Origin of the sequence: Mesorhizobium sp. M1A.T.Ca.IN.004.03.1.1, from assembly GCF_003997555.1 — a bacterium.
Classification (GTDB): Bacteria; Pseudomonadota; Alphaproteobacteria; order Rhizobiales; family Rhizobiaceae; genus Mesorhizobium.
Genome location: NZ_RZTV01000003.1, coordinates 550,858 through 571,265, shown reverse-complemented (window position 1 = coordinate 571,265; position 20,408 = coordinate 550,858). Strand labels below are relative to the sequence as shown.

Sequence of the window (20,408 nt, the reverse complement as noted above, 5' to 3'; positions counted from 1 at the left end):
CCTATCGCCCCAAAGCAAATCTGCCAGTATTGACGAGACGCGTCCAATCACTTGCAATTGTCCTGCCGTATTGCCAGTGTCGAACCCGTGGGTAGCAGGGGAGCGAGTTGGTGACAGCGGCACAGCCGGCCACAGCGGACGCCGAATGGCTGGCCAAGATGCACAAGCAGCTGCTGGCTGACGATTCGATCCAGTTTGACCTGCCGGGGCTGGTGCGGCCGGAACCGCCGGAATGGCTGAAGCCTTTTCTGGAAGCCCTGGCAAAGCTAGGCCCTTACATGATCTATCTGTTCTGGGGCGCGGTGATCATCGGCGTCGCAATCATCGTGTTCCTGCTCGTGCTCGAGGCGAAGGGCATCGCCTGGCGGCTGCCATGGCGGCGCCCCGGCAAGGAGGACGAGACGAAGGAGGAATGGCGCCCGGATGCCGGCGCGGCTCAGATCCTGCTCTCCGAAGCCGATGCGCTCGCCGCGCGCGGCGACTATGACGAGGCGGTGCATCTTCTCTTGCGCCGCAGCGTTGCCGACATCGCCAGCCGCCTGCCCGACTTCCTGCGCCCGTCGCTGACCGCGCGCGACATCGCCGCCGCAGGTTCCATCCCGTCCCGCCCCCGCGCTGCCTTCAGTGAGATCGCGCGCATCGTCGAGGCTGCCTTGTTTGCTCGCCGGCCGGTCGGCGCGGAGGGCTGGCAGCAGGCGCGCGGCGCCTATGAGCGCTTTGCCTTCCGGGATGCCTGGGCATGAGCGCGGAGGCGACGGAGGCAGCACAAGAACCGTTCAGCCGCAGGACGCTGTTCTGGGGCATCTTCGCCAGCCTGCTCGCGGCTGCCGGATTCTTCCTGCTCTCGACCTACGCTCCCGACTTTCGTCAGCCCGAGGGCGGCGCAACACCGCTCTCCAAGGGCGGCACCGGCTATGCCGGGCTCGTGGAATGGCTGAAGCTCACCAACGGGCAGGCGCCACCCATGGCGCGCGGCGAGAAGGATCTGCAATCTCCCCTGGCATCCACCTTCCTGCTGATCGTCACCATCGCGCCCAACAGCGACCCGGCGGCGCTTCAGCGCCTCATCAAGCTCCGCTTGGGCAAGCACACGCTTTTCGTGCTGCCCAAATGGGTCACCTTTCCGCAGCCGGGCCAGGAGGGCTGGGAGACGAAAGTCGAGAGGCTGCCCGCAACGGCGGTCAACGACTGGCTCGGTCGCCTCGCCAAGGCCAAGCTCGGCGACGGCAAGCCATCGGTCGATCGGATCGATGTAGAGGGGCGCAAGATCGCCGTGCCCGAGGAGTTGCAATGGGTAGCCGACAATCATCCGCTGATTGCGGCGGGTGACGGCAAGGCTGTTCTCACCGAACTCGACAGCGAACCCTTCTACATCCTCACCGATCCCGATCTCATCAACAACGCGGCGCTGAAGGATCCGCAAAAGGCGGCAGCGGCGCTCGACATGATCGCCATGCTGGAGCCCGCCAAGGGCGCGGTCATGTTCGACCTGACGCTTCACGGCATCGGCCAGAACTACGATCTCGGCAAGCTCCTGGTCGAACCGCCCTTCCTGGCGCTGACGCTGTCGGTGCTGGTGGCGGCTGCCCTCGCCTTCCTGCACGGGCTCGGCCGCTTCGGGCCGCCGCGCACCGAGGGTCGCGCCATCGCCTTCGGCAAGCAGGCGCTGGTCGACACCACGGCAATGCTCCTGAAGCGGGCAGGACGGCTGCAGGAACTCGGCGACCGCTATGCCGCGCTGATGCGCCAGCGCGCCGCCGCGCTGCTTGGCGCGCCGCACAGGCTGCAGGGTGAAGCGCTGGACCGCTGGCTGGATTCCCGCGACAAAAATGAAGCGAACGGCTTCACCGTGCGGTTCAAGGCTGCGAACGGTTCCAACACATTGGCCGCAATGCATGAAGCAGCGGAAGAGCTGCATGACTGGACGGCAAGGAGGCTCGGTGAACGTCGATGAAGTGAAAGCCCTGGCGAGCGCGATCAGGGAAGAAGTGGCTAAAGCGATCACCGGGCAGCGCGACACGGTCGATCTGATGCTGACGGCGCTGTTCGCCGGCGGGCATATATTGCTCGAAGGTCCGCCCGGTACCGCAAAGACCATGACCGCGCGCTGCTTCGCGCAGGCGCTCGGCGTCGCCTATGGGCGCATCCAGTTCACGCCCGACCTGATGCCCGGCGACATCGTCGGCGCCAACATCTACAATTTCCAGACCGGCCAGTTCACGCTGACGCGCGGCCCGATCTTCTGCGATCTGCTGCTTGCCGACGAGATCAACCGAACGCCGCCGAAGACGCAGGCTGCACTGCTCGAAGCCATGCAGGAGCACGCTGTCACATTCGACGGCACGACCCATTCGCTCGGCAAGAACTTCATGGTGGTGGCGACGCAGAACCCGATCGAGCATCAAGGCGTCTATCCGCTTCCCGAGGCCCAGCTCGACCGCTTCCTGTTCAAGCACCGGGTCAGCTATCCGGACGCGCAGGAAGAACGTGCCATCATCATCCACCACGGCGGCGGCTCCGCCTCGCACAATATCGAGCAATACGGCATTAAGGCGCAGACCGACCGCAAGACGCTGGAGGCGGCGCTTGCCACAGTGGGCGCCGTCACGCTGGTCGACGACGTCGTCGGCTACATCGCGGCCCTCGTGCGCGGCACGCGCGAAAGCCCGGATCTGGAGGTCGGCGCAAGCCCGCGTGCCGGCGCCATGCTGGCGCGCGCGGCGCGAGCCCGGGCCGCGCTCGACGGCCGCAACTATGTCATCCCCGACGACGTCAAGGCTTTAGCCGTGCCGGCGCTGCGCCACCGCGTCATCCTCTCGCCGGCGGCGCAGATCGATGGACGGCTGGTCGAGCAGATCGTGTCCGACCTCGTCGACCAGACGGAAGCGCCGCGTTGATCTATCCGAGCGGCAGAGCGGTATGGGCGGCGGCGGCGGGAGCGATTCCCGCCTTCCTGATCGCGCTCGCGCTGCCGCATGTCTGGTATCTCGGGTTGCTCTGGATTTGCGCATTGCTTGCCTTCCTGGCGGTCGATGCGGCGGCCGGGCGCGGACGCGCGTCGCTCAGCGCGACGCTCACCGCGCCGCCGCAGGTCGGCGTCGGCGGACGTTTCACGCTGCACATCGCGGCCGGTCTCGGGGCGCGAACGCGGTGGCTGCAGGCGCGCGTCGGGCATGACCAGCGGCTGGCGCCGGTCAACGGCACGGGCGGCACGCTGCCGGCGAATGGCGGCACGCTCGATCTCGAATTCGACGCCGTTCGGCGCGGCATCGCCAGCTTCGATCGGCTATGGCTGCGCTGGCAAGGGCCGTTCGGATTGGTCTGGAACCAGGCCGTGCTGCCGGTGGACCGCAAGATAGCGGTGCTGCCCGATGTCAGCCGCGCGCGCGACGAGGCGATCACGCTGCTGCAGCGTTCCGCTCTTGCCGACGGGCATGCCCAGAAGCGCGCCGGCCAGGGCCGCGAGTTCGAGGCGCTCAAGGACTACCAGCCCGGAATGGGCCGGCGCATGATCGACTGGAAGCGCAGCGCCCGCCACGGCAAATTGCTTGCCCGCGAATTCCGCATCGAAGAGAACAACAACATCGTCTTGGCCATCGATAGCGGGCGGCTGATGTGCGAGCCGGTCGAGGGCGTGCCGAAAGTCGACCGTGCCGTGACGGCGGCGCTGTTGTCCGCCTTCATTGCGCTCAAGGGCGGCGACCTCGTCAGCCTGTTTTCTTTCGACGCCAGGCCACGCGTTTCCAGCGGTGCCGTGCGCGGCTCGCCAAGCTTCACCATGATCCAGAAGCGCGCCGCCGAGATCGACTATTCGCCCGAGGAGACCAATTTCACCCTGGCGCTGACGACGCTCGCCGCGAAGCTCGACCGGCGCTCGCTGGTCATCGTGTTCACCGATTTCGTCGACCCGATCAGCGCCGAGTTGATGCTGCGCACCGTCGGGCGGCTGACCGAGCGGCATTTGGTGCTGTTCATGCTGATGAAGGATGTCGAGCTGGAGACCTTGGCCGATATGGTTCCTACCGCCCCGGAGGACGTGGCCCGCGCGGTCACCGCCGGCGACCTGCTCAGACAGCGGCAGGTGGTGATCGGCAGGCTCAGGCTGCTCGGCGCGCATGTCATCGAGGCCGACCACCAGCGGCTCGGCCCGGCGCTGGTCGAGCGCTATATCCAGCTCAAGGAGGAAAACCTCTTATGACGCTGCCCGCCGGCACCGATGCCGTCCGCCAGTCGCTGGCAAGCTTCCGCCAGGAGCGCGAGGCCGACTGGAAGGCGTTCGAGGCGCTGCTTGCCCGCGTCGAGAAGCGCGCGCCGCGCGCCCTGTCGGAAGAGGAGCTGCTGTCGCTGCCCCTGCTCTACCGCTCGGCGCTGTCCTCGCTTTCGGTGGCACGTGCCACTTCGCTCGACAGCGCGCTCGTCGCCTATCTCGAAGCGCTCTGCCTGCGCGGCTATTTTTACCTCTATGGCGTGCGGCGATCCTTGAGAACGCGCATCGGCGACTTCTTCCTGCACGACTGGCCGGCGGCGATCCGCGACTTGTGGCGCGAGATGTGGGCATCGGTCGCCCTGACGGTGATCGGTGCCGCTGCCGGATACTGGCTGGTCGCCTCCGACAAGCGCTGGTACGACGCCATCATCGCGCCGAGCCTCGCCGGCGGGCGCAATCCGGATTCGTCGGCCGAGATGCTGCGCAGCGTGCTCTATGGCGGCGGCGACCACTTTCTCTCGGGCTTCGCAGCTTATCTCTTCACCCACAACACGCAGGTGTCGATCCTGGCCTTCGCGCTCGGCTTCGCCTTCGCGGTGCCCAGCGTGCTGATCATCCTGATGAATGGCTGCATGCTCGGCGCCATCTTCCAGATCTATGCCGCCAAGGGGCTCGGTTTCGAGCTCGGCGGCTGGCTGTCGATCCACGGCACGACGGAGCTTTTTGCCATCGCCATCGCGGGCGCGGCCGGCATGCGCATCGGCACCAGCATCGCCTTTCCCGGCGAGCTGACGCGCATGGCCGCGGCCTCACGAGCGGGCCGCGTGGCGGCGACCGCGATGGTCGGCGTCGTCGTGATGTTGCTGTTTGCCGGCCTGCTCGAAGGCATCGGCCGGCAGACGATCACAAGCGATATCGCCCGCTATTCGATCGGCGGCGGCATGCTGGCGCTCTGGATTTCTTATTTTTACCTGTTCCGGATGGTGCGGCATGGCAACGGCTAGGAATCCCGCCGCGCTGGTGCGCCCGCTGGTCACGCCGGAGGGCGTGGACCTGCGCGTCAAGCTGGCGGATGCCGGGACGCGGGCTTCGGGATTCCTGCTCGATGTGGTGATCATCGTCGTCGCCGCCGTCGCGGTCAGCCTTGTCGCGATCTTCGGCCTGGGCGGGCTCGGCGTGAAGGACGCCGAACCGCTCTTCATCGTCTGGATCATTTTCATCTTCCTGCTGCGCAACGTCTATTTCATCGCCTTCGAGGCGGGCCGGCGGGCGGCGACGCCCGGCAAGCGGATGGTCGGCGTCCGCGTCGCTTCGCGCAGCGGCGCCGGCCTCAGCCTCGACCAGGTCATCGCGCGCAACCTGATGCGCGAGATCGAGGTGTTCCTGCCGCTGTCGATCCTGGCGGCGCGCGGCAGCGCCGGCGTCGCCGACACGCTGTCGACCATCTTCGGCCTGGTGTGGGCGCTGCTGTTCTCCTTATTCCCGCTCTTCAACCGCGACCGGCTGCGGATTGGCGACCTGCTCGCCGGAACCTGGGTGGTCGAGGCGCCGAAGGTGGCGCTGCTCGAGGATCTGTCGCTGCGCAAGGATCCGGTCGCGACCCGCTTCCAGTTCAGCGCCGCGCAGCTCGACGCCTATGGCATCGCCGAGCTGCACAAGCTGGAGGAAGTGCTGCGCCGCGACGACTATTTCGCGATGAAAGCGGTGGCGGAAACGATAGGCCGCAAGATCGGCGCCAGGGTCGAGCCGGTCGATTCACGGGCATTCCTCACCGCCTATTACGGCGAGCTGCGCGCGCACCTGGAGCGCAAGCTGCTGCTGGGCAATCGGAAGGCGGACAAGTACGCGCGGTAGATTGGAACTCTCAGTATGTCTGAAACAATCAGCCAAGCCGAGAGCGCCAGAATAGAAAGCGCCATTCAGGCAGCAGTTGCCGGGTCGTGGGAGGTTTTTGCAAAACTCACCGATGAACCGTTTCCAAACGATGCGTCGATGAGGGAGCAGTTCGAAGATTCCACTCCCCGACTGCAGCAGGCCGGAGGAAATTGGGAAATGAAATGGGGCATAGGCATCGTACCCGACGACGGGACGCGCGTGATCACAGCCATGATCAAAGCGCCGCCCACCGTGGATATTGTCCTCACGCTGCACAGCACGAGCGACCGGGACGACAGCACTATCAGTATCTGGACCTTCTTTCAGCAGCGAAATTGGGACGACTAGGCCCTCGCCCTACCCCACCCATTTTTCATAATCCGACACCAGAAGGTGAACCGGCGCCACATCCTCCTCGATGTTGGAGAAGCGGCCGATCGGATCGCGGAAGACGTTGTCGGTGAGGTCGTCATTGACGGTCGAGACCTCGCCGATCAGCACGTCCTTGCCCTCGGCCCAGAAGGCGTGCCAGACGCCCGGCAGCAGCGTCACGCTCTGGCCCGGGTCGAGCTTCAGGAGCCCGCCGGCGGGCAATCTGGTGATGGTGCCGTCGACCGGCACCGACACTTCGGCCTTCGGGTCGATGCCGCCGTCGCGGTCGTGCATGAACAGTTCCAGCACCAGCTTGCCGCCGCCGCGGTTGATGATGTCCTCGGCCTTGATGTTGTGGCGGTGCATGGGCGACAGCTGGTCCTTGCGCGAGATCATGATCTTCTCGGCGTAGAGCATGCCCATGCCGAGCTTCATGTCCGCGTAGCGGCCGTTGCGGACGGTAAAAAGGAAGAGACCAAGCTCATCGAACTTCTCCTGGCCGTAGTCGGTGATGTCCCAGCCGAGACGCGAGCTGAAAATGGCCGAAGAGTCCGCCTTGTGCGCCTTCATCTCTTCCGGCGACCAGTAGGCGAAGGGCGGCATGATGTAGCCGAACGAGCGGATGAAGGCGTCGGCTTCGCGGATGATGTCGTTGATTTTGGAGCGCTTCATGGTCGTTTTCCTTCCGGCCGCTGCCTGCTGAAATCTGCCAACCCGAATATCGCAATGCCGGTCCGCTGTCGACGCAAACTGACGGCTCTGGCCCCGTGACATCCGGCCCGATCAAGCCCATAACCCCAACGGGTTTTGATTGCGCATGTCTTTATCCCGAAACCGGTTCCCACTTTCGGGAGACATGCTTTTGAACGGTGATCTTCATGGCAAGCATAGACGATCTCGACACGCCGGCGATCCTGATCGACGCGGCCCGCGCCGAAGCCAACATCGCAAAGGCGCAGGCGCATGCCGACCGCCACGGGCTGAAGCTCCGCCCGCATATCAAGACGCACAAGCTGCCCTACTGGGCGAAGAAGCAGGTCGCGGCTGGCGCGGTCGGCATAACCTGCCAGAAGATCGGCGAGGCCGAGGTGATGGCCGATGCCGGGCTTGAGGACATTTTCTTGCCCTACAACATTCTCGGCCGCGCCAAGCTGGAGCGGCTGAAGGCACTGCATGGCCGCGTCACGCTGTCGGTCACGGCGGACAGCCACGAAACGCTGTCAGGGCTAGCCGCGACCTTCACCGATACCGGCCACCCGCTGCCGGTGCTGGTCGAATGCGACACCGGCATGGGCCGCTGCGGCGTGCAGAGCCCGGCCGAAGCGGTTGCACTGGCGAAAGTGATCGACCAGGCCAGAGGACTAACCTTCGGCGGGCTGATGACTTATCCGGCGGCGGGCCGCGCCGCCGAAGCCGAGGCGTGGCTGCGGAACGCGCGCGAGACGCTTGCGGCGGCCGGGTTCGAATGCCGGCGCATCTCCAGCGGAGGCACGCCGGACATGTGGCGCTCGGGCGAGGACAGCGTCGTCACCGAATACCGGCCCGGCACCTACATCTATCTCGACCGCTACCAGGTCGCCAAAGGCGTCGGCACGCTCGACGATTGCGCGCTGACGGTGCTGGCCACCGTGGTCAGCCACCCGACGCCCTCCCGCGCCATCCTCGACAGCGGCAGCAAGGCTTTGTCCTCCGATACGCTAGGACTGCCGGATTTCGGCGAGCTGCTCGGCGTGCCCGGCGCGCGAGTGACTGGACTGAGCGAGGAGCACGGCAACGTCACGCTTTCAGACGGCGGCGCCCTGCGCATTGGCGAGCGCGTGCGCGTGGTTCCCGATCATTGCTGCGTGGTGACGAATTTGTTCGACCAGGTGCATCTGATCGACGGCGACAAGGTGCTGGAAACGCTGCCAGTGGCGGCGCGGGGGAAGATGGCTTGAGGATCCTGAGACGCACGCAGATGTTTTAAGTTCGTCTAGGCTGGCGGGACAGCGCCCCCCGTGTCCTGCCGGACATCTCCCCCCCACTTTGGGGGGAGATTGGCGGCTCGGGCGTCGCGCCCTCCTCCAAACGCTGAAAGTTGCCGAAAGCAATCGCACCATCCTTGTGGGGGAGATGTCCGGCAGGACAGAGGGGGGCGAGAAGGAACGCGACAGACCGCTATTGGTCCGAAAATCTACTGCCGTTCCGCCTGCCGCGCCGCAACCCTGCGCATCGCGATCACGCGGCGCCTGAAAATCTCCGTGCGGATCGCCATCAGGTGCAGCGCGAAGAACAGCACGGTGAAGCCAAGCGCCATCACGGCGAGCGGCCACAGCATCGAAGGGTCGATGGTCGGGCCGCCGAGGCGGAAGACCGAGGCCGGCTGGTGCAGCGTGTTCCACCAATCGACCGAGAATTTGATGATCGGGATGTTGATGAAGCCGACCAGCGTGATGATGGCGGCGGCCCAGGCGGCGCGGCCGGCGTCGTCCAGTGCGCGGGTCAGCGCGATAATCCCAAGATACATGAGGAAAAGCACGAAGACCGAGGTCAGCCGAGCGTCCCACACCCACCAGGTGCCCCACATCGGCTTGCCCCAGATCGAGCCGGTGATCAGCGCGAGCGCGGTGAAGGTGGCGCCGATCGGAGCCGCTGCCTTCAGCGCCACGTCGGCCAGCGGGTGGCGCCAGACCAGCGTGCCGAGCGCCGAGATCGCCATGATGGTGTAGCACATCATCGCAAGCCAGGCGAAAGGCACGTGGATGTACATGATGCGCACCGTGATGCCCTGCTGGAAATCCTCCGGCGCGGTGAAGCTCATATAGAGGCCGACGCCGAGCAGTATCGCCGCGGTCGCCGCGAGCCACGGAATAACCTTGTCGGCCAGCCCGACGAAGCGCGTCGGGTTGGCGAGATCGATCCAGCCGGCGAGGCGTGAGGTGGTGTCGCTCATGCCGATCTAAATAGACCGGCGATGCATCAGGGGCAATCGGACGGTTGTCGCACTCTCTCCTTCTCCCCTTGTGAGAGAAGGTGGATCGGCGCGCGAGCGCCGAGACGGATAGGGTGCGCGACGGAGTGAGACGCTGATCTTCCTGGAACACCTTCATCTGTCGCCTGCGGCGACACCTTGTCCCACAGGGAAGAAAGCTTACGCCGCTTCCGTCACCGGACGGCTGAGGCGACGGACCTCCTCGTCGTTGAGCAGGCCGCCGGCGCGCAGCAGGGCTGCGAAGCGGCCGTTGCGCAGCGACAGCTCGGTGAAGCCGCCGTATTCGACCACCTTGCCCTTGTCCATGAAGACGACCAAGTCGGCGTCGCGCACGGTGGTCAGGCGGTGGGCGATGATGAAGGTCGTGCGGTTGCGGCGCAGTTCGTCGATCGCTTCCTTGACTCGGTCCTCGGTCTCGACGTCGAGCGCGCTGGTCGCCTCGTCGAGCACCAGGATCGGCGCATCCTTCAGCACGGCGCGGGCGATGGCGATGCGCTGGCGCTCGCCGCCCGAGAGCTGGCCGCCGCGCTCGCCGACGACGGTGTCGTAGCCGCTGCTCTTGGCCAGGATGAAGTCCTGTGCGGCGGCGGCATTGGCGGCGGCGTGCACCTCGTCATTGCTCGCATCGGCGCGGCCGACCCGGATGTTATCCTCGATCGAGCGGTTGAGCAGGCCGGCGTCCTGGAAGACGGTGGCGATCGAGTGGCGCAGCGACTTGCGGGTCACCGTGCGAGTGTCGATGCCGTCGATCAGGATGCGGCCGCTGGACGGCGTGAACACGCGCTGCAGCAGGTTGATAAGCGTCGTCTTGCCGGCGCCGGTCGGGCCGACGATGGCGACGGTCTTGCCGGCCGGCACCTCGAAGGAGACATTCTCGATACCATGGCCCGAATTCGCGAACTCGAAGCTGACGTCCTCGAAGCGCACACGGCCGGTGACGTTGGTCAACTCGCGCAGGCCGTCCGGCTCGGCGGTTTCGGCGGCCGAGTCCTCGAGGCGATAGAAATCCTCGAGCTTGGCGCGGGCCTCGGAAATCTGCGTCGTGAAGGCCGACATCTGGTCGAGACGGGCGATCAGCATTCCGGCAAAGCCGGTGAAGGCGACGACGTCTCCGACACGGAGCTGGCCACGGGTGACGAGATAAGCCCCAATCGAGAGCACGATCATCATCGAGATGGTCGACGACAGGCGGTTCAGCGCATTGGCGATAGCCCACCAGTCGAGCACCGGGTTCTGCGCGTCGAGCAGGTCCTTGACGTAGCGCTTCAGCGTCGCGGTCTCATGGCCGATGCGGTTGTAGCTCTGCAGCACGGCGACGTTGCTGACGCTGTCGGTCACATGGGCAAAGACGGTGTGGTAGTGGCGCTCGACGGCGGTCTGCCCCGACTTGGTACGGCGCATGACAATACGGCCGATTCCGACGTAAAGCACGCCGAGGCCCAGCAGCACGATGGACATGCGGATGTCCATGGAAAGCGCGGTCGGCACCAGCAGCACCAGCGCAATGGCCGTCGAGAGATGCACGCGCATGAATTCGAGCCACAGGCTGAACAGGGTTTCGACGGCGCGCAGCAGCGTGTGCAGCGAATTGGACGTGCCGCGCTGGTGGTGCCAAGCGAGCGGCATGGTGATGACGCGCTCGAAGGACTGGCACAGCACTTCCGAACGCCGGGCATGGGCGAAGCGGTCGGCGCCGCGCGACACCAGCACGAAAGCTATGACATTGAAGACACCGAGAGCGGCCCAGACGGCGAGCGTCGAAAACACCGGACCTTTTTCGGAAATGGCGCCGATCACCCGGCCCAAAAGGATCGGCTCGAGAATAGCGATCGCGGCAAGCGCGACGTTGGCGCCGCAGATCAGCGCGACGCGCTTCTTGTCCGCAGCCAGATAACTCAGCGCTCTAAAGTAGATCTGCAGAAGTGACACTTCAGCTACTCCGCCAAACTCTTGTCCGTGCTCAATGTCGGTATTGTGCGCCGCACCATTTTTTGACACGTACCGGTTTATGTGTCGCGAAACAATGCGTCGTCTATCCCTTCCGTTCCCATTTAGCGAACAAAAGATGACGACGGTGCGAAATCTGACGTGATCACCTAACGGTTTGAGATAAAAGGTGAAATGTCAGCCTTGCGGCAAAACAATGGCACCTGCCCAGCGCTGCCACATTTTTAATCACTTGGCGCTTGCTTAGCCGTGCCGGAAGCAGCGTGGGCGCACGCTGCCCGGCCCATTGGCAAAGTAAAACGCCAAGCTCGGCCGCGCATCCCGAGAGATGCGCGGCCTGCAAGGCAAACCGTTGATCCTACGCAGGTATCTTGACGACGACGTCGGTCATCTCGCCGGCCTTCGGTTCGAAAGACCATGATTTGGTCTTCGAACCATTGACTTCAAGCGCGATCGACTTGGTCTTTTTGTCGCGGATGACGCGAACCTTGATTTCGCCGCCGAACATCTTGAGTGTGGCGGCGTAGCCATCCCAGTGGCCGGGCAGCTTCGGCCTAAACGTGATCTGCTTGCCGCGCCGCTCGATGCCGAGGATTCCTTCCACCGCGGCCCGGTAGAGCCAGCCGGCCGACCCCGTGTACCAGGTCCAGCCGCCGCGGCCGCCTTTTCCTTCGCCGGCGTAGATGTCCGCCGCCACGACGTAAGGCTCGACGCGGTAATGCTCGGCCGCCGCCTCGTCCGAGGCGTGGTTGACCGGGTTCAGCATCGAGAAGCAGCGATAGGCTTCGTCGGTGCGTCCCATCTCGGCCAGCGCGATAACGAACCAGGTGGCGGCATGGGTGTACTGGCCGCCGTTCTCGCGCACGCCCGGCGGGTAGCTCTTGATATAGCCGGGATCCTTGTCGCTGTTCGAGAAGGGCGGCGTGAACAGCTTGACGATCTTGTGCTTGTCGTCGACGAGCATCTTCGTCGCCTGCTCCATGGCCGTGGTCGAGCGGGCAGGATCCCCCTCGCCCGACAGCACGCTCCAGGACTGGGCGATGGAGTCGATCTTGCATTCGTCCGAATTGCGGGAGCCGAGCGGGCTGCCGTCGTCGAAGCTGCCGCGCCGGTACCACTGGCCGTCCCAGGCCGTGCTCTCCAGCGCCCGCTTCAGCAGGTCCGCGTGCTTCGTCCAGGCCTGCGCCCGCTTGCCATCGCTCTGTCCCTTGGCGATGGGGGCGAAGTCACCCAGCGTCTTCAGCAGGAACCAGCCTAGCCAGACGCTTTCGCCCTTGCCGCCCTCGCCGACACGGTTCATGCCGTCGTTCCAGTCGCCGCCGAGGATCAGCGGCAGGCCGGCCGGGCTGCTGCGCTTGATCGCCAGATCGAGCGCCCGCGCGCAGTGCTCGTAAAGCGAGGCTGTGGTCTTGGTGATCTCGGGCGTGAAGAAGGCGTCGTGCTCGCCCTCGCCAAGCTCCTGCCCGTCGATGAACGGTATCTGCTCCTTGAGGATGGCGGCATCGCCCGTCACCTCGATGTAGCGGGCCGTCGCGTGCGCCAGCCACACGACATCGTCCGAGATCATGGTGCGCACGCCGGCATCGGTGCGGGGCAGCCACCAGTGCTGCACGTCGCCCTCCTGGAACTGCCGGCGGGCGGCGTTGAGAATCTGGTCGCGCGCCAGCTTCGGATCATGCGCCAGCAAGGCCAGCGTATCCTGCAACTGGTCGCGGAAGCCGAAGGCGCCGCTCGCCTGGTAGAAGGCCGACCGCGCGCGGATGCGGCAGGCCAGGCTCTGGTAGGGCAGCCAGTGGTTGACCATGGCGTTGAGCGCCTTGTCCGGCGTTTCGACCTGAATGGTGTCGAGGAAGCCGCGCCAGACGCGCTCATTGTCGGCCAGACGCCGGTCGAAATCCTTGTCCCTGTGGGTCTGGACCAGGGCGCTCGCCTCGGCGGCCGTGGCGGCGTCGCCAAGCAGCCAGAACAGCGTCACGTCGCCGCCAGCCGGAATGTCGATATCGCTGGCGATCACCGCGCACGGATCGTCGCCTGCCTCGACGCGGCCGGACAAAGCAACTCCGCCAAGCACGGCCTGCGGATATTCGGTCGTGCCGTGCCTGCCGACGAACTCGCAGCGGTCGGCGGTCACCGAATGAACAGGCGCCGTCGCGGCGAGGAAAGCCACCCGTTCGCCGAAGTCGAGCCCGTAGGGGTTCTGCGCAAGCATGGCGCCCGTCGCGGCGTCCCTGGTCGGCACGATGGTTGCCGCCGTGCGCGAGCGATGGCCGCCGAGCACCCACTCGGCATAGGCATAGACGCGCAGCCTTGCCGGCGCGGGGCCGGCATTCTGGATGCGCAGCCGGGTGATCTTCACCGGATCCACCGGGTCGACGACCTGCGTCAGATCCATCGACAGCGGCCCGCGCTTCGAGCGGAAGGTCGAGAACCCCTGCCCGTGCCAGGTCTCGTAGGTCATCGAGGGATCGCGCACCACCGCGGCCATCGGCGAGAACGCCTTGCCGCTCAACTGGTCGTAGATATAGAAGCCCTCGCCCGGCCGGTTCGACACCGGGTCGTTCGACCACGGCGTCAGCTGGTAGTCGCGGCTGTTGCGGCTCCAGGTGAAGCCGGCGCCCTCGGCCGAGACGTGGAAGCCGAAGGAAGCGTTGGAGATGACGTTGATCCAGGGCTGCGGCGTCACACGACGGCCGGTCAGCCGCGTCACGTAGTGGCGGCCGTCGCCGTCGAAGCCGCCAAAGCCGTTCCAGAGGCTGAGGCCGGTGCCGTCGGCGGCAATATCGGCTCCCCCCTCGCTTGCCCGCGTCGGCTCAGGCAAAGGCGGCGACGGCTGGCGGGCCGGAACGCCTTCCGCCTGCTGCAAAGCGTCGCGAGCCTGCAATGCCGCCGTCTCGGCCCGCTCGAGCTGGTCGAAGATGGTGCCGTTGCGGGTGTGGAGAGCGACACGCGCGACCGACAGCAGGGTCTTGTAGGTCGGCTCGTCCATCAGGTCGCGGCGCACGGCGAAGATGTGCTGACGCGGGCCAAGCTCGCGACCACGCAGGCGGCTGTTCTCGCACAGCGTCTCCACTGCGCGCTGCAGGTCCTGCACGTAGGAGGATGCCTGCTCGTTGACGACGACGAAGTCGATCATCATGCCGCGGGCGCGCATGTATTCCTGGAAGCGCAGCGCCTGGGCGACGATCTCGAGATCGGCGACGTCGCCGATGCGCACCAGGAAGATCGGGAAATCGCCGGAGATGCTGGTCGGCCAGAGGCTCGACTGGCGGCCGAGGCCCGAGGCGATGGAGTCGGCGGGCAGACGCAGGAACGGATCGGGATAGATCAGGTAACGCGCCAGCTTCTGCACATTGGCGGCATCGGTCAGGCTGAGGCCGAGATGGCGGGTCTGCACCTGGCTGCGCGTCCAGGCGAGCATAGCCTGGCGGGCGAAGCTCTCCTGATGGTCGAGGCGGCCGATCGCCTCGTCGAGCTCGCCGCGGTTGGCGCCGACGACGGTCCAGAAGGTCAGCGAGATCTTCTTGTTGGCCGGCACGCGCACCTGGCGGCGAAGTGCCGCCACCGGGTCGAGCGTGAAGCCGTGGCTGCCGGAGAGCCGGGCGCCGGGGTCGAAGGCGGCAGCGTCGGCGATGGTGCGGCCACGGCCGATGAAGGCGCGGCGATCGGTTTCGGCCTCGGCGTCGCGCGAGGGACCCGACGGATCGGTGACGAAATGCACCATGGTTAGGTCGGGCTCGTTCTTTTCGCGCTTGCGCCTGGTGGCGAAGATCGCGCCGTTGTTAGCGGAGATCTCGGTCTCGACGAACATCTTCGAGAACGCCGGATGGGCGTTGTCGGAGGCTTCGTTGCCCAGCACCAGCTCGGCAAAGGACGTCACCTCGATGTGCCGGTCGGTGGGGCCGTCATTGTAAAGCGTGACGCGCCGGCCTTCGCCGTTCCCTTCGGAGATGACGATGCACTCGACCTCCGAACGCAGCGAGCCGATCGATTTGGTAAAGCTCGCCTTGTCGTCGGCAAACAGCGTCTGCACGCGCTCGCCCTCGGCGCGCTTCGGCTCGGCGGTGGCCGACCACCAGTCGCCGGTCGCGGTGTCGCGCAAGAAGATATAGGAGCCGAGACGGTCTTCGCTCGGGTCCGGCTGCCAACGGGTGATGGCAAGCTCGCCGAAGCGGCTGTAGCCGGAGCCGGTGGCGGTGACCATGACCGAGTAACGGCCATTCGACATGACGTTGGTCGCGCGCAGCGCCTTGATCGGGTCAAGGATGATGCGGCTGTCCGGGCTCTCGGTCTCGGTCTCGTCCTTGGAGCGCTCGTCGGCCTCGGTCCTGACGGTGGCGGTCGGGATGTCGCGCGGCGCCTTCTCCTGCAAGAGGAGTTCGGCCGACTCAATCACCGGATCGCTGTGGAAGCGTTCGCGCAGCCGACCCTCGAAGATGGCGTCCGCCACGGCGGCGATCGACATGCCGGAATGGTGGGCCATGTAGTTCTGGACGACGGCATGGTCGGTGCCTTCCGGCACGCGCTGCGGCGTGAAGTCGACCGCATCGTAAAAGCCGTGCCGGCCGAGCGCGCCGATCGCGCGCAGCCGCATCAGGTTCTGCACCGCCTCACGCGGATTGAACTGCGCCGCCAGGATGGTGGCGTAAGGCGCGATCACGGTGTTCTGGCCGAGACCACGCTTCAGGCCGAGGCCGGGCACGCCGAAGTTGGTGTACTGGTAGGTGAGCTCGCGGTCGCGGGCATTGTAGGCCGCTTCCGAGATGCCCCAGGGCACGTTCTTCGAGCGCGCATACTGGATCTGGCGCTTGATGATGAGCTTGCTGGTCTGGTTGAGGATCGAGCCCTGCGGCTCCTTCATCACCAGCGGCGGCATCAGGTACTCGAACATCGAGCCCGACCAGGACATCAGCGCGCCCTTGAAACCGATCTCGACAATCGGCCTGCCGAGCCGGAACCAGTGCTCGGTCGGCAAGTCGCCCTTGGCGATGCCGAACAGGCTGGTCAGCCGCGCCTCGGAGGCGAGCAAGTCGTAGCAGCTCTCGTCGAGCTGGTGCTCCTCGACGCGATAGCCAATCGACAGGAGCTTGCGCTCCTGCCGCATCAGGAAGGAAAAATCCATCTCGAAGGCGTAGCGGCGGCAGCGCCCGCGCAGCGCGAGCAGCTTGGTGCGGAGCGCCGAGACCGCGCTTTCGTCATTGTGCGAATCGTGCACATGGGCCTCGCAGGTCGCTTCCAGCCTGGCCGCCCAGTCGGCGATGACGTCGCTCTTGGGCGACGCCGCCTCGACGTGGATGGCCGTGGCGAGCTTGCGGATCTCGCCGGCCAGCACCGCGAGATTGATCGTGCGGATCGAGGCCATCTCGGGCTGCGCCTTGATGGTCATCACTGCCCGGCGCATGCCGTCGAGGCGGTCGGCAAGACGCTGGCGCAGCGGCCGCAGCTGGCGGCGGTCGTCGGGCAGTTCCTCCAGGCTCTCGTCGAGGATGGTGACGGTGTCGAGGATGCCCTCGAAATCGCCCTGCAGGTGGACGGAAGGCGCCTCGGCCCATTCGGCGCAGGCCGCGGCCACGGCGACCAGATGGCCGGCGAGATTGCCGCTGTCGACCGCCGAGATATAGAGCGGATAAAGCGGCTTCAGCGTCGTCGTGTCGTACCAATTGTAGAGATGCCCGCGATCGCGCGGCATGTTCTCGATGGTCGTCATCGTGGCGTCGATGCGGGTGATGGCATCCGACAGGCTGATCCAGCCGAAGTCGCGCGCCGACACCACCGAGAGCAGGTAGACGCCGATGTTGGTCGGCGAGGTACGCGGCGCCACCACCGGGGCCGGGCTTTCCTGGAAATTGTCGGGCGGCAGATGGTGATGCTCGGCCGTCACGAAGGTCTCGAAATAATGCCAGGTGCGACGCGCCACGGTGCGCAGCGCATGGATGTCAGCGGCGGAAATGCGCAGCCTGTCCTCGGTCTCGGCCGAGCGGCTGATCCAGCAGGCGACGGCGGGCGAGCCGATCCAGAAAATCGCGAAGAAGAAGGCGACGAACGCGCCGGTGGAATCGGCCAGCACCGGAACGGCAAGGCCGACGACGCCGATGATCACGGCGCCATACATCATGCTGTAATAGGCGCCGAGATCGCTGCCGCCGGTCTTGTGCGCCTGCGAGGCGGTGCGCCACTCCAGAAGGTTCTGGCGGCTGACGAAGAGCCGGTAAAGAGTGCGGACGATGGCATCGCCCATCATCCAGGCAAGGTGCGCCATCAAAAGCACCTTCAGCGCCACCAGCGCGGTGCCGAACACAGTGTCGCGCGCCAGCGCCGAGAAATGGCCGCGCGGCGTCTGGTCGCCGCTCTTCGGCAGGATGCCGTTGACGATGTCGAAAGTCGGGGCCATGAACAGGCTGAGGATCATCAGCGCCTGCCACTGCGCGGCCTGCGTGAACGGCAGCAGCGTCCAGCCGGCGATACAGGCCATCACCCAGAAGATCGGGGTCACCGAGCGGCGGAGGTTATCGACCATCTTCCAGCGCGACAGTGCCGGAACGCCAGAGCGCGGATCGAACATGAAGCCGAGCAATTGCCAGTCGCCGCGCGCCCAGCGGTGGTGGCGTGAGGCGTCGACCGAGTAGCGGGTCGGATAGTCCTCGACCAGTTCGACATCGGTGACGAGCGCGGCGCGCGCCAGGGCGCCTTCGAGCAAATCGTGGCTGAGGATGGTGTTTTCCTCGATGCGGCCCTTCAGCGCCGTTTCGAAGGCGTCGATATGGTAGAGGCCCTTGCCGGTGAAAGTGCCGTCGCCGAAGACGTCCTGATAGACGTCGGACACGGCAAAGACGTACGGGTCGAGACCGCGATTGGCCGAGAAGACGCGCTGGAAGAAGGAGGCATCGTCGCCGCTGGTGAGCGAGGCGGTGATGCGCGGCTGCAGGATGGTGTAGCCGGCTGTGACGACGCGCTTTGCCGGATCGAAATGCGGACGGTTGAGCGGATGCGCGATCTTGCCGACAAGGCTCGAGACGGCGTCGCGGGTGGTGCGCGTATCGGCGTCGAGCGTCATCACATAGGTGACTTTGTCCGGCAGCGGCACATCGAGCGGCAGGAAGGTGGTATCGCTGTCGCCGCGCAGCAGAAGGTTGAGCTCGTGCAGCTTGCCGCGCTTGCGTTCCCAGCCCATCCAGCAGCCCTGGGCCTGATTGTAGAGCCGGCGGCGATGCAGAAGATAGAAGCGCGGAGCACCTTCCGACGGGTAGCGGGCGTTCAGCCTGGCGATCTCGTCGCGGGCATATTGCAGGATCTCGATGTCGGCTGCGTCGATTTCGGTTTTGGAATCCGGCCAGTCGGACAAAAGCGCGAAATGGATCTCTTCTGCCGTGTTGGCGAGATGATGCACCTCGATGTTGCGGATGTTTTCCTCGACGTCGTCGCGCGACCCGATGAGCGAAGGCACGACGACCAGCGTGCGCGCTGAGGTGGGGATGCCGTGCTTGTAGTCATAGCCGACTAGCCGCGTCGGCTTGAGGAAGAGCGCCACGACGGTGTTGAAGAAGGCCAACGCGCCTTCGCTCGCCGGCACCGCGAACAAAGCCAGCATCAGCGTGATCGCCCCCGCCGAGAGGCCGAGATTGGCAAGCGCGTTGCCGGACAGCACAAGCAGGAGCACCGTCAGCAGGAAGACCGGCACGACGATGCCGAGCCAGCCGGTGGCGGCAAAGGCGCGCTTGAAAGTCACATAGAAGGGAGCCCGGTAGCCGATCGCCTGTTCCAGCTCCGGCCGACGCGGTCCGACCAGGAAGAAGCCGACATCGGTATGCACGGAGGGGTCGGCAGTTTCCGGCACGCCGGACGCATCGGTGACCCCAGGCATGTGGCCTGCAAGCTCGATCGCCGTTTCGGCGACGCGGAATTCGGAAAGGTCGGAGCGGCGCGCAAGCTGCTCGATCGCGGTGCGATACTGATCGCGCGAGAAGAAATCGAGCGCGGCGAAATCGGTCTTCTCGCGCAGCAGCGTGTCGATGCGGCTGACGCCCTCGAACCAGACCGTCCAGTCGACGTCGTTGATGAGGCGCAGGCCGCGGATGATATTGCCGGTGGTGACGTTGCCGCTGGACAGCGTCTGATGCTCGGAGATGATGATCTCCTCGGCGTCGGAGCCGGTCTTCTCGAGCTCGCCCTCCAGCCATTCCAGCGCGCGGCCGGCGTTCTGCGAACCGTCACGCAGGCGATAAAGGAGCTGGGTGGCGAAAGTGGTATCCTGCGCATGCGCGGCGTAGCTCGACAGGATCCTGGTCCGGTCGGCATTGTCGTCGGTCGCCAGCACCCGGTCGGCGACCTCGTTGGCGATCTGGCGCATCTCTCTGGTACGGTTGACGCGCACTGCGATGCGTCGGAGGTTTTCGATCAGCACGAACCGCAGCAGCGACGGCAACGCCCAGAGCTCGCCGATCTTCAGCGGCTCGACCGATTGAAAGCCCTCGACGATGGCCTTGAACATGGTCGCCGAGACGGCGCTGTCGGAATGCTCGACATAGCTCCAGGCGACGACGAAGGCGCGCGGCAACGCCGTGCCGCCCGCAAGCTTGAGCGTCGGCAACTGGCGGTAGAAACGGCGCGGCAGATCGCGCTTGACCTGAAATATGGTCTCTTCGACCAGGTAGTTGTTGTCGAGCAGCCATTGCGCCGCGGGCGTGATCGTCTCGCCCTTGGCCTGGGCGGCGTTGGTCGAACGGTAGACTTCGAGAATCTTCTTGGCGCTATCGCGGATGCGGGCCTGGAATTCGAACGGCGAAAGCCCGAACAGGTCCCTGACATCGCCCTTGGCGAGTGCTGCGCCCAGCGCGCGCAGCCGGTCTTCCGGCAGGAAATTGGAGCGTATCGGCGCTTCCGTGACGGTCGGGAAGCCGGCACTAGTTTGTTCAATCTTGGCGGGATTCGTCTGGATGTTCATTGATTATTCCGTAAGGCGGGGCGCGATGCGGCGTCACCGCCACGGCAATGGCCCTAAAACCGGTTCAAATGCAATCTGTTGCATGGCAGGTTCGGCCG

General features: G+C 65.6%; 12 protein-coding genes. 8 read left to right on the top strand and 4 right to left on the bottom strand.

From position 1 onward, the window contains the following. The first annotated feature begins 110 nt into the window (after nt 1-110). From EOD29_RS13060 to EOD29_RS13030, 7 genes are read left to right on the top strand one after another with little or no spacing between them, the layout of a single operon-like run. Nucleotides 111-743, top strand: a complete 633-nt coding sequence (locus EOD29_RS13060) for a DUF4129 domain-containing protein (RefSeq protein WP_127246910.1) — start codon at nt 111-113, stop codon at nt 741-743. Further along, nucleotides 740-1,954, top strand: coding sequence for a DUF4350 domain-containing protein (locus tag EOD29_RS13055; protein ID WP_127246909.1), 1,215 nt, complete (start codon nt 740-742; stop codon nt 1,952-1,954). The genes EOD29_RS13060 and EOD29_RS13055 overlap by 4 nt, the downstream gene beginning before the upstream one ends. Continuing rightward, on the top strand, nt 1,941-2,897 hold the full coding sequence (locus EOD29_RS13050; RefSeq protein WP_067000979.1) for a MoxR family ATPase: 957 nt from the start codon (nt 1,941-1,943) through the stop codon (nt 2,895-2,897). The genes EOD29_RS13055 and EOD29_RS13050 overlap by 14 nt, the downstream gene beginning before the upstream one ends. Next, nucleotides 2,894-4,198, top strand: a complete 1,305-nt coding sequence (locus EOD29_RS13045; protein WP_127246908.1) for a DUF58 domain-containing protein — start codon at nt 2,894-2,896, stop codon at nt 4,196-4,198. The genes EOD29_RS13050 and EOD29_RS13045 overlap by 4 nt, the downstream gene beginning before the upstream one ends. Next, nucleotides 4,195-5,211, top strand: a complete 1,017-nt coding sequence (locus tag EOD29_RS13040; protein ID WP_127246907.1) for a stage II sporulation protein M — start codon at nt 4,195-4,197, stop codon at nt 5,209-5,211. Before EOD29_RS13045 ends, EOD29_RS13040 begins: the two co-directional genes overlap by 4 nt. Then, entirely contained in the window at nt 5,198-6,061 is an 864-nt protein-coding gene (locus EOD29_RS13035) for an RDD family protein (protein ID WP_067329877.1), read from the top strand. Before EOD29_RS13040 ends, EOD29_RS13035 begins: the two co-directional genes overlap by 14 nt. 15 nt (nt 6,062-6,076) lie before the next feature. Continuing rightward, nucleotides 6,077-6,430 carry a hypothetical protein gene (locus EOD29_RS13030; RefSeq protein ID WP_127246906.1) on the top strand — a complete coding sequence of 118 codons (354 nt, stop codon included), beginning with the start codon at nt 6,077-6,079 and terminating at the stop codon, nt 6,428-6,430. 9 nt (nt 6,431-6,439) lie between these two features. Here the strand turns inward: EOD29_RS13030 and EOD29_RS13025 are convergent, their stop codons facing one another. Next, the gene (locus EOD29_RS13025) at nt 6,440-7,126 is read right to left on the bottom strand and encodes a D-lyxose/D-mannose family sugar isomerase (protein ID WP_067329872.1); all 687 of its coding nucleotides are present in this window, start codon (nt 7,124-7,126) and stop codon (nt 6,440-6,442) included. A 206-nt stretch (nt 7,127-7,332) separates the two neighbouring features. Between EOD29_RS13025 and EOD29_RS13020 the strand changes: the two genes are divergently transcribed. Further along, nucleotides 7,333-8,391, top strand: coding sequence for a D-TA family PLP-dependent enzyme (locus tag EOD29_RS13020; protein WP_127246905.1), 1,059 nt, complete (start codon nt 7,333-7,335; stop codon nt 8,389-8,391). A gap of 236 nt (nt 8,392-8,627) precedes the next feature. On the opposite strand, the gene EOD29_RS13015 is transcribed toward EOD29_RS13020, so the two are convergent. From EOD29_RS13015 to EOD29_RS13005, 3 genes are all read right to left on the bottom strand, one after another. After that, nucleotides 8,628-9,386, bottom strand: coding sequence for a heme ABC transporter permease (locus EOD29_RS13015; protein WP_067000549.1), 759 nt, complete (start codon nt 9,384-9,386; stop codon nt 8,628-8,630). A 198-nt stretch (nt 9,387-9,584) separates the two neighbouring features. Beyond that, nucleotides 9,585-11,354 carry a glucan ABC transporter ATP-binding protein/ permease gene (locus EOD29_RS13010; RefSeq protein WP_067000546.1) on the bottom strand — a complete coding sequence of 590 codons (1,770 nt, stop codon included), beginning with the start codon at nt 11,352-11,354 and terminating at the stop codon, nt 9,585-9,587. Nucleotides 11,355-11,730: 376 nt separating this feature from the next. After that, nucleotides 11,731-20,310, bottom strand: a complete 8,580-nt coding sequence (locus EOD29_RS13005) for a glucoamylase family protein (RefSeq protein ID WP_127246904.1) — start codon at nt 20,308-20,310, stop codon at nt 11,731-11,733. Nucleotides 20,311-20,408: the final 98 nt, after the last annotated feature.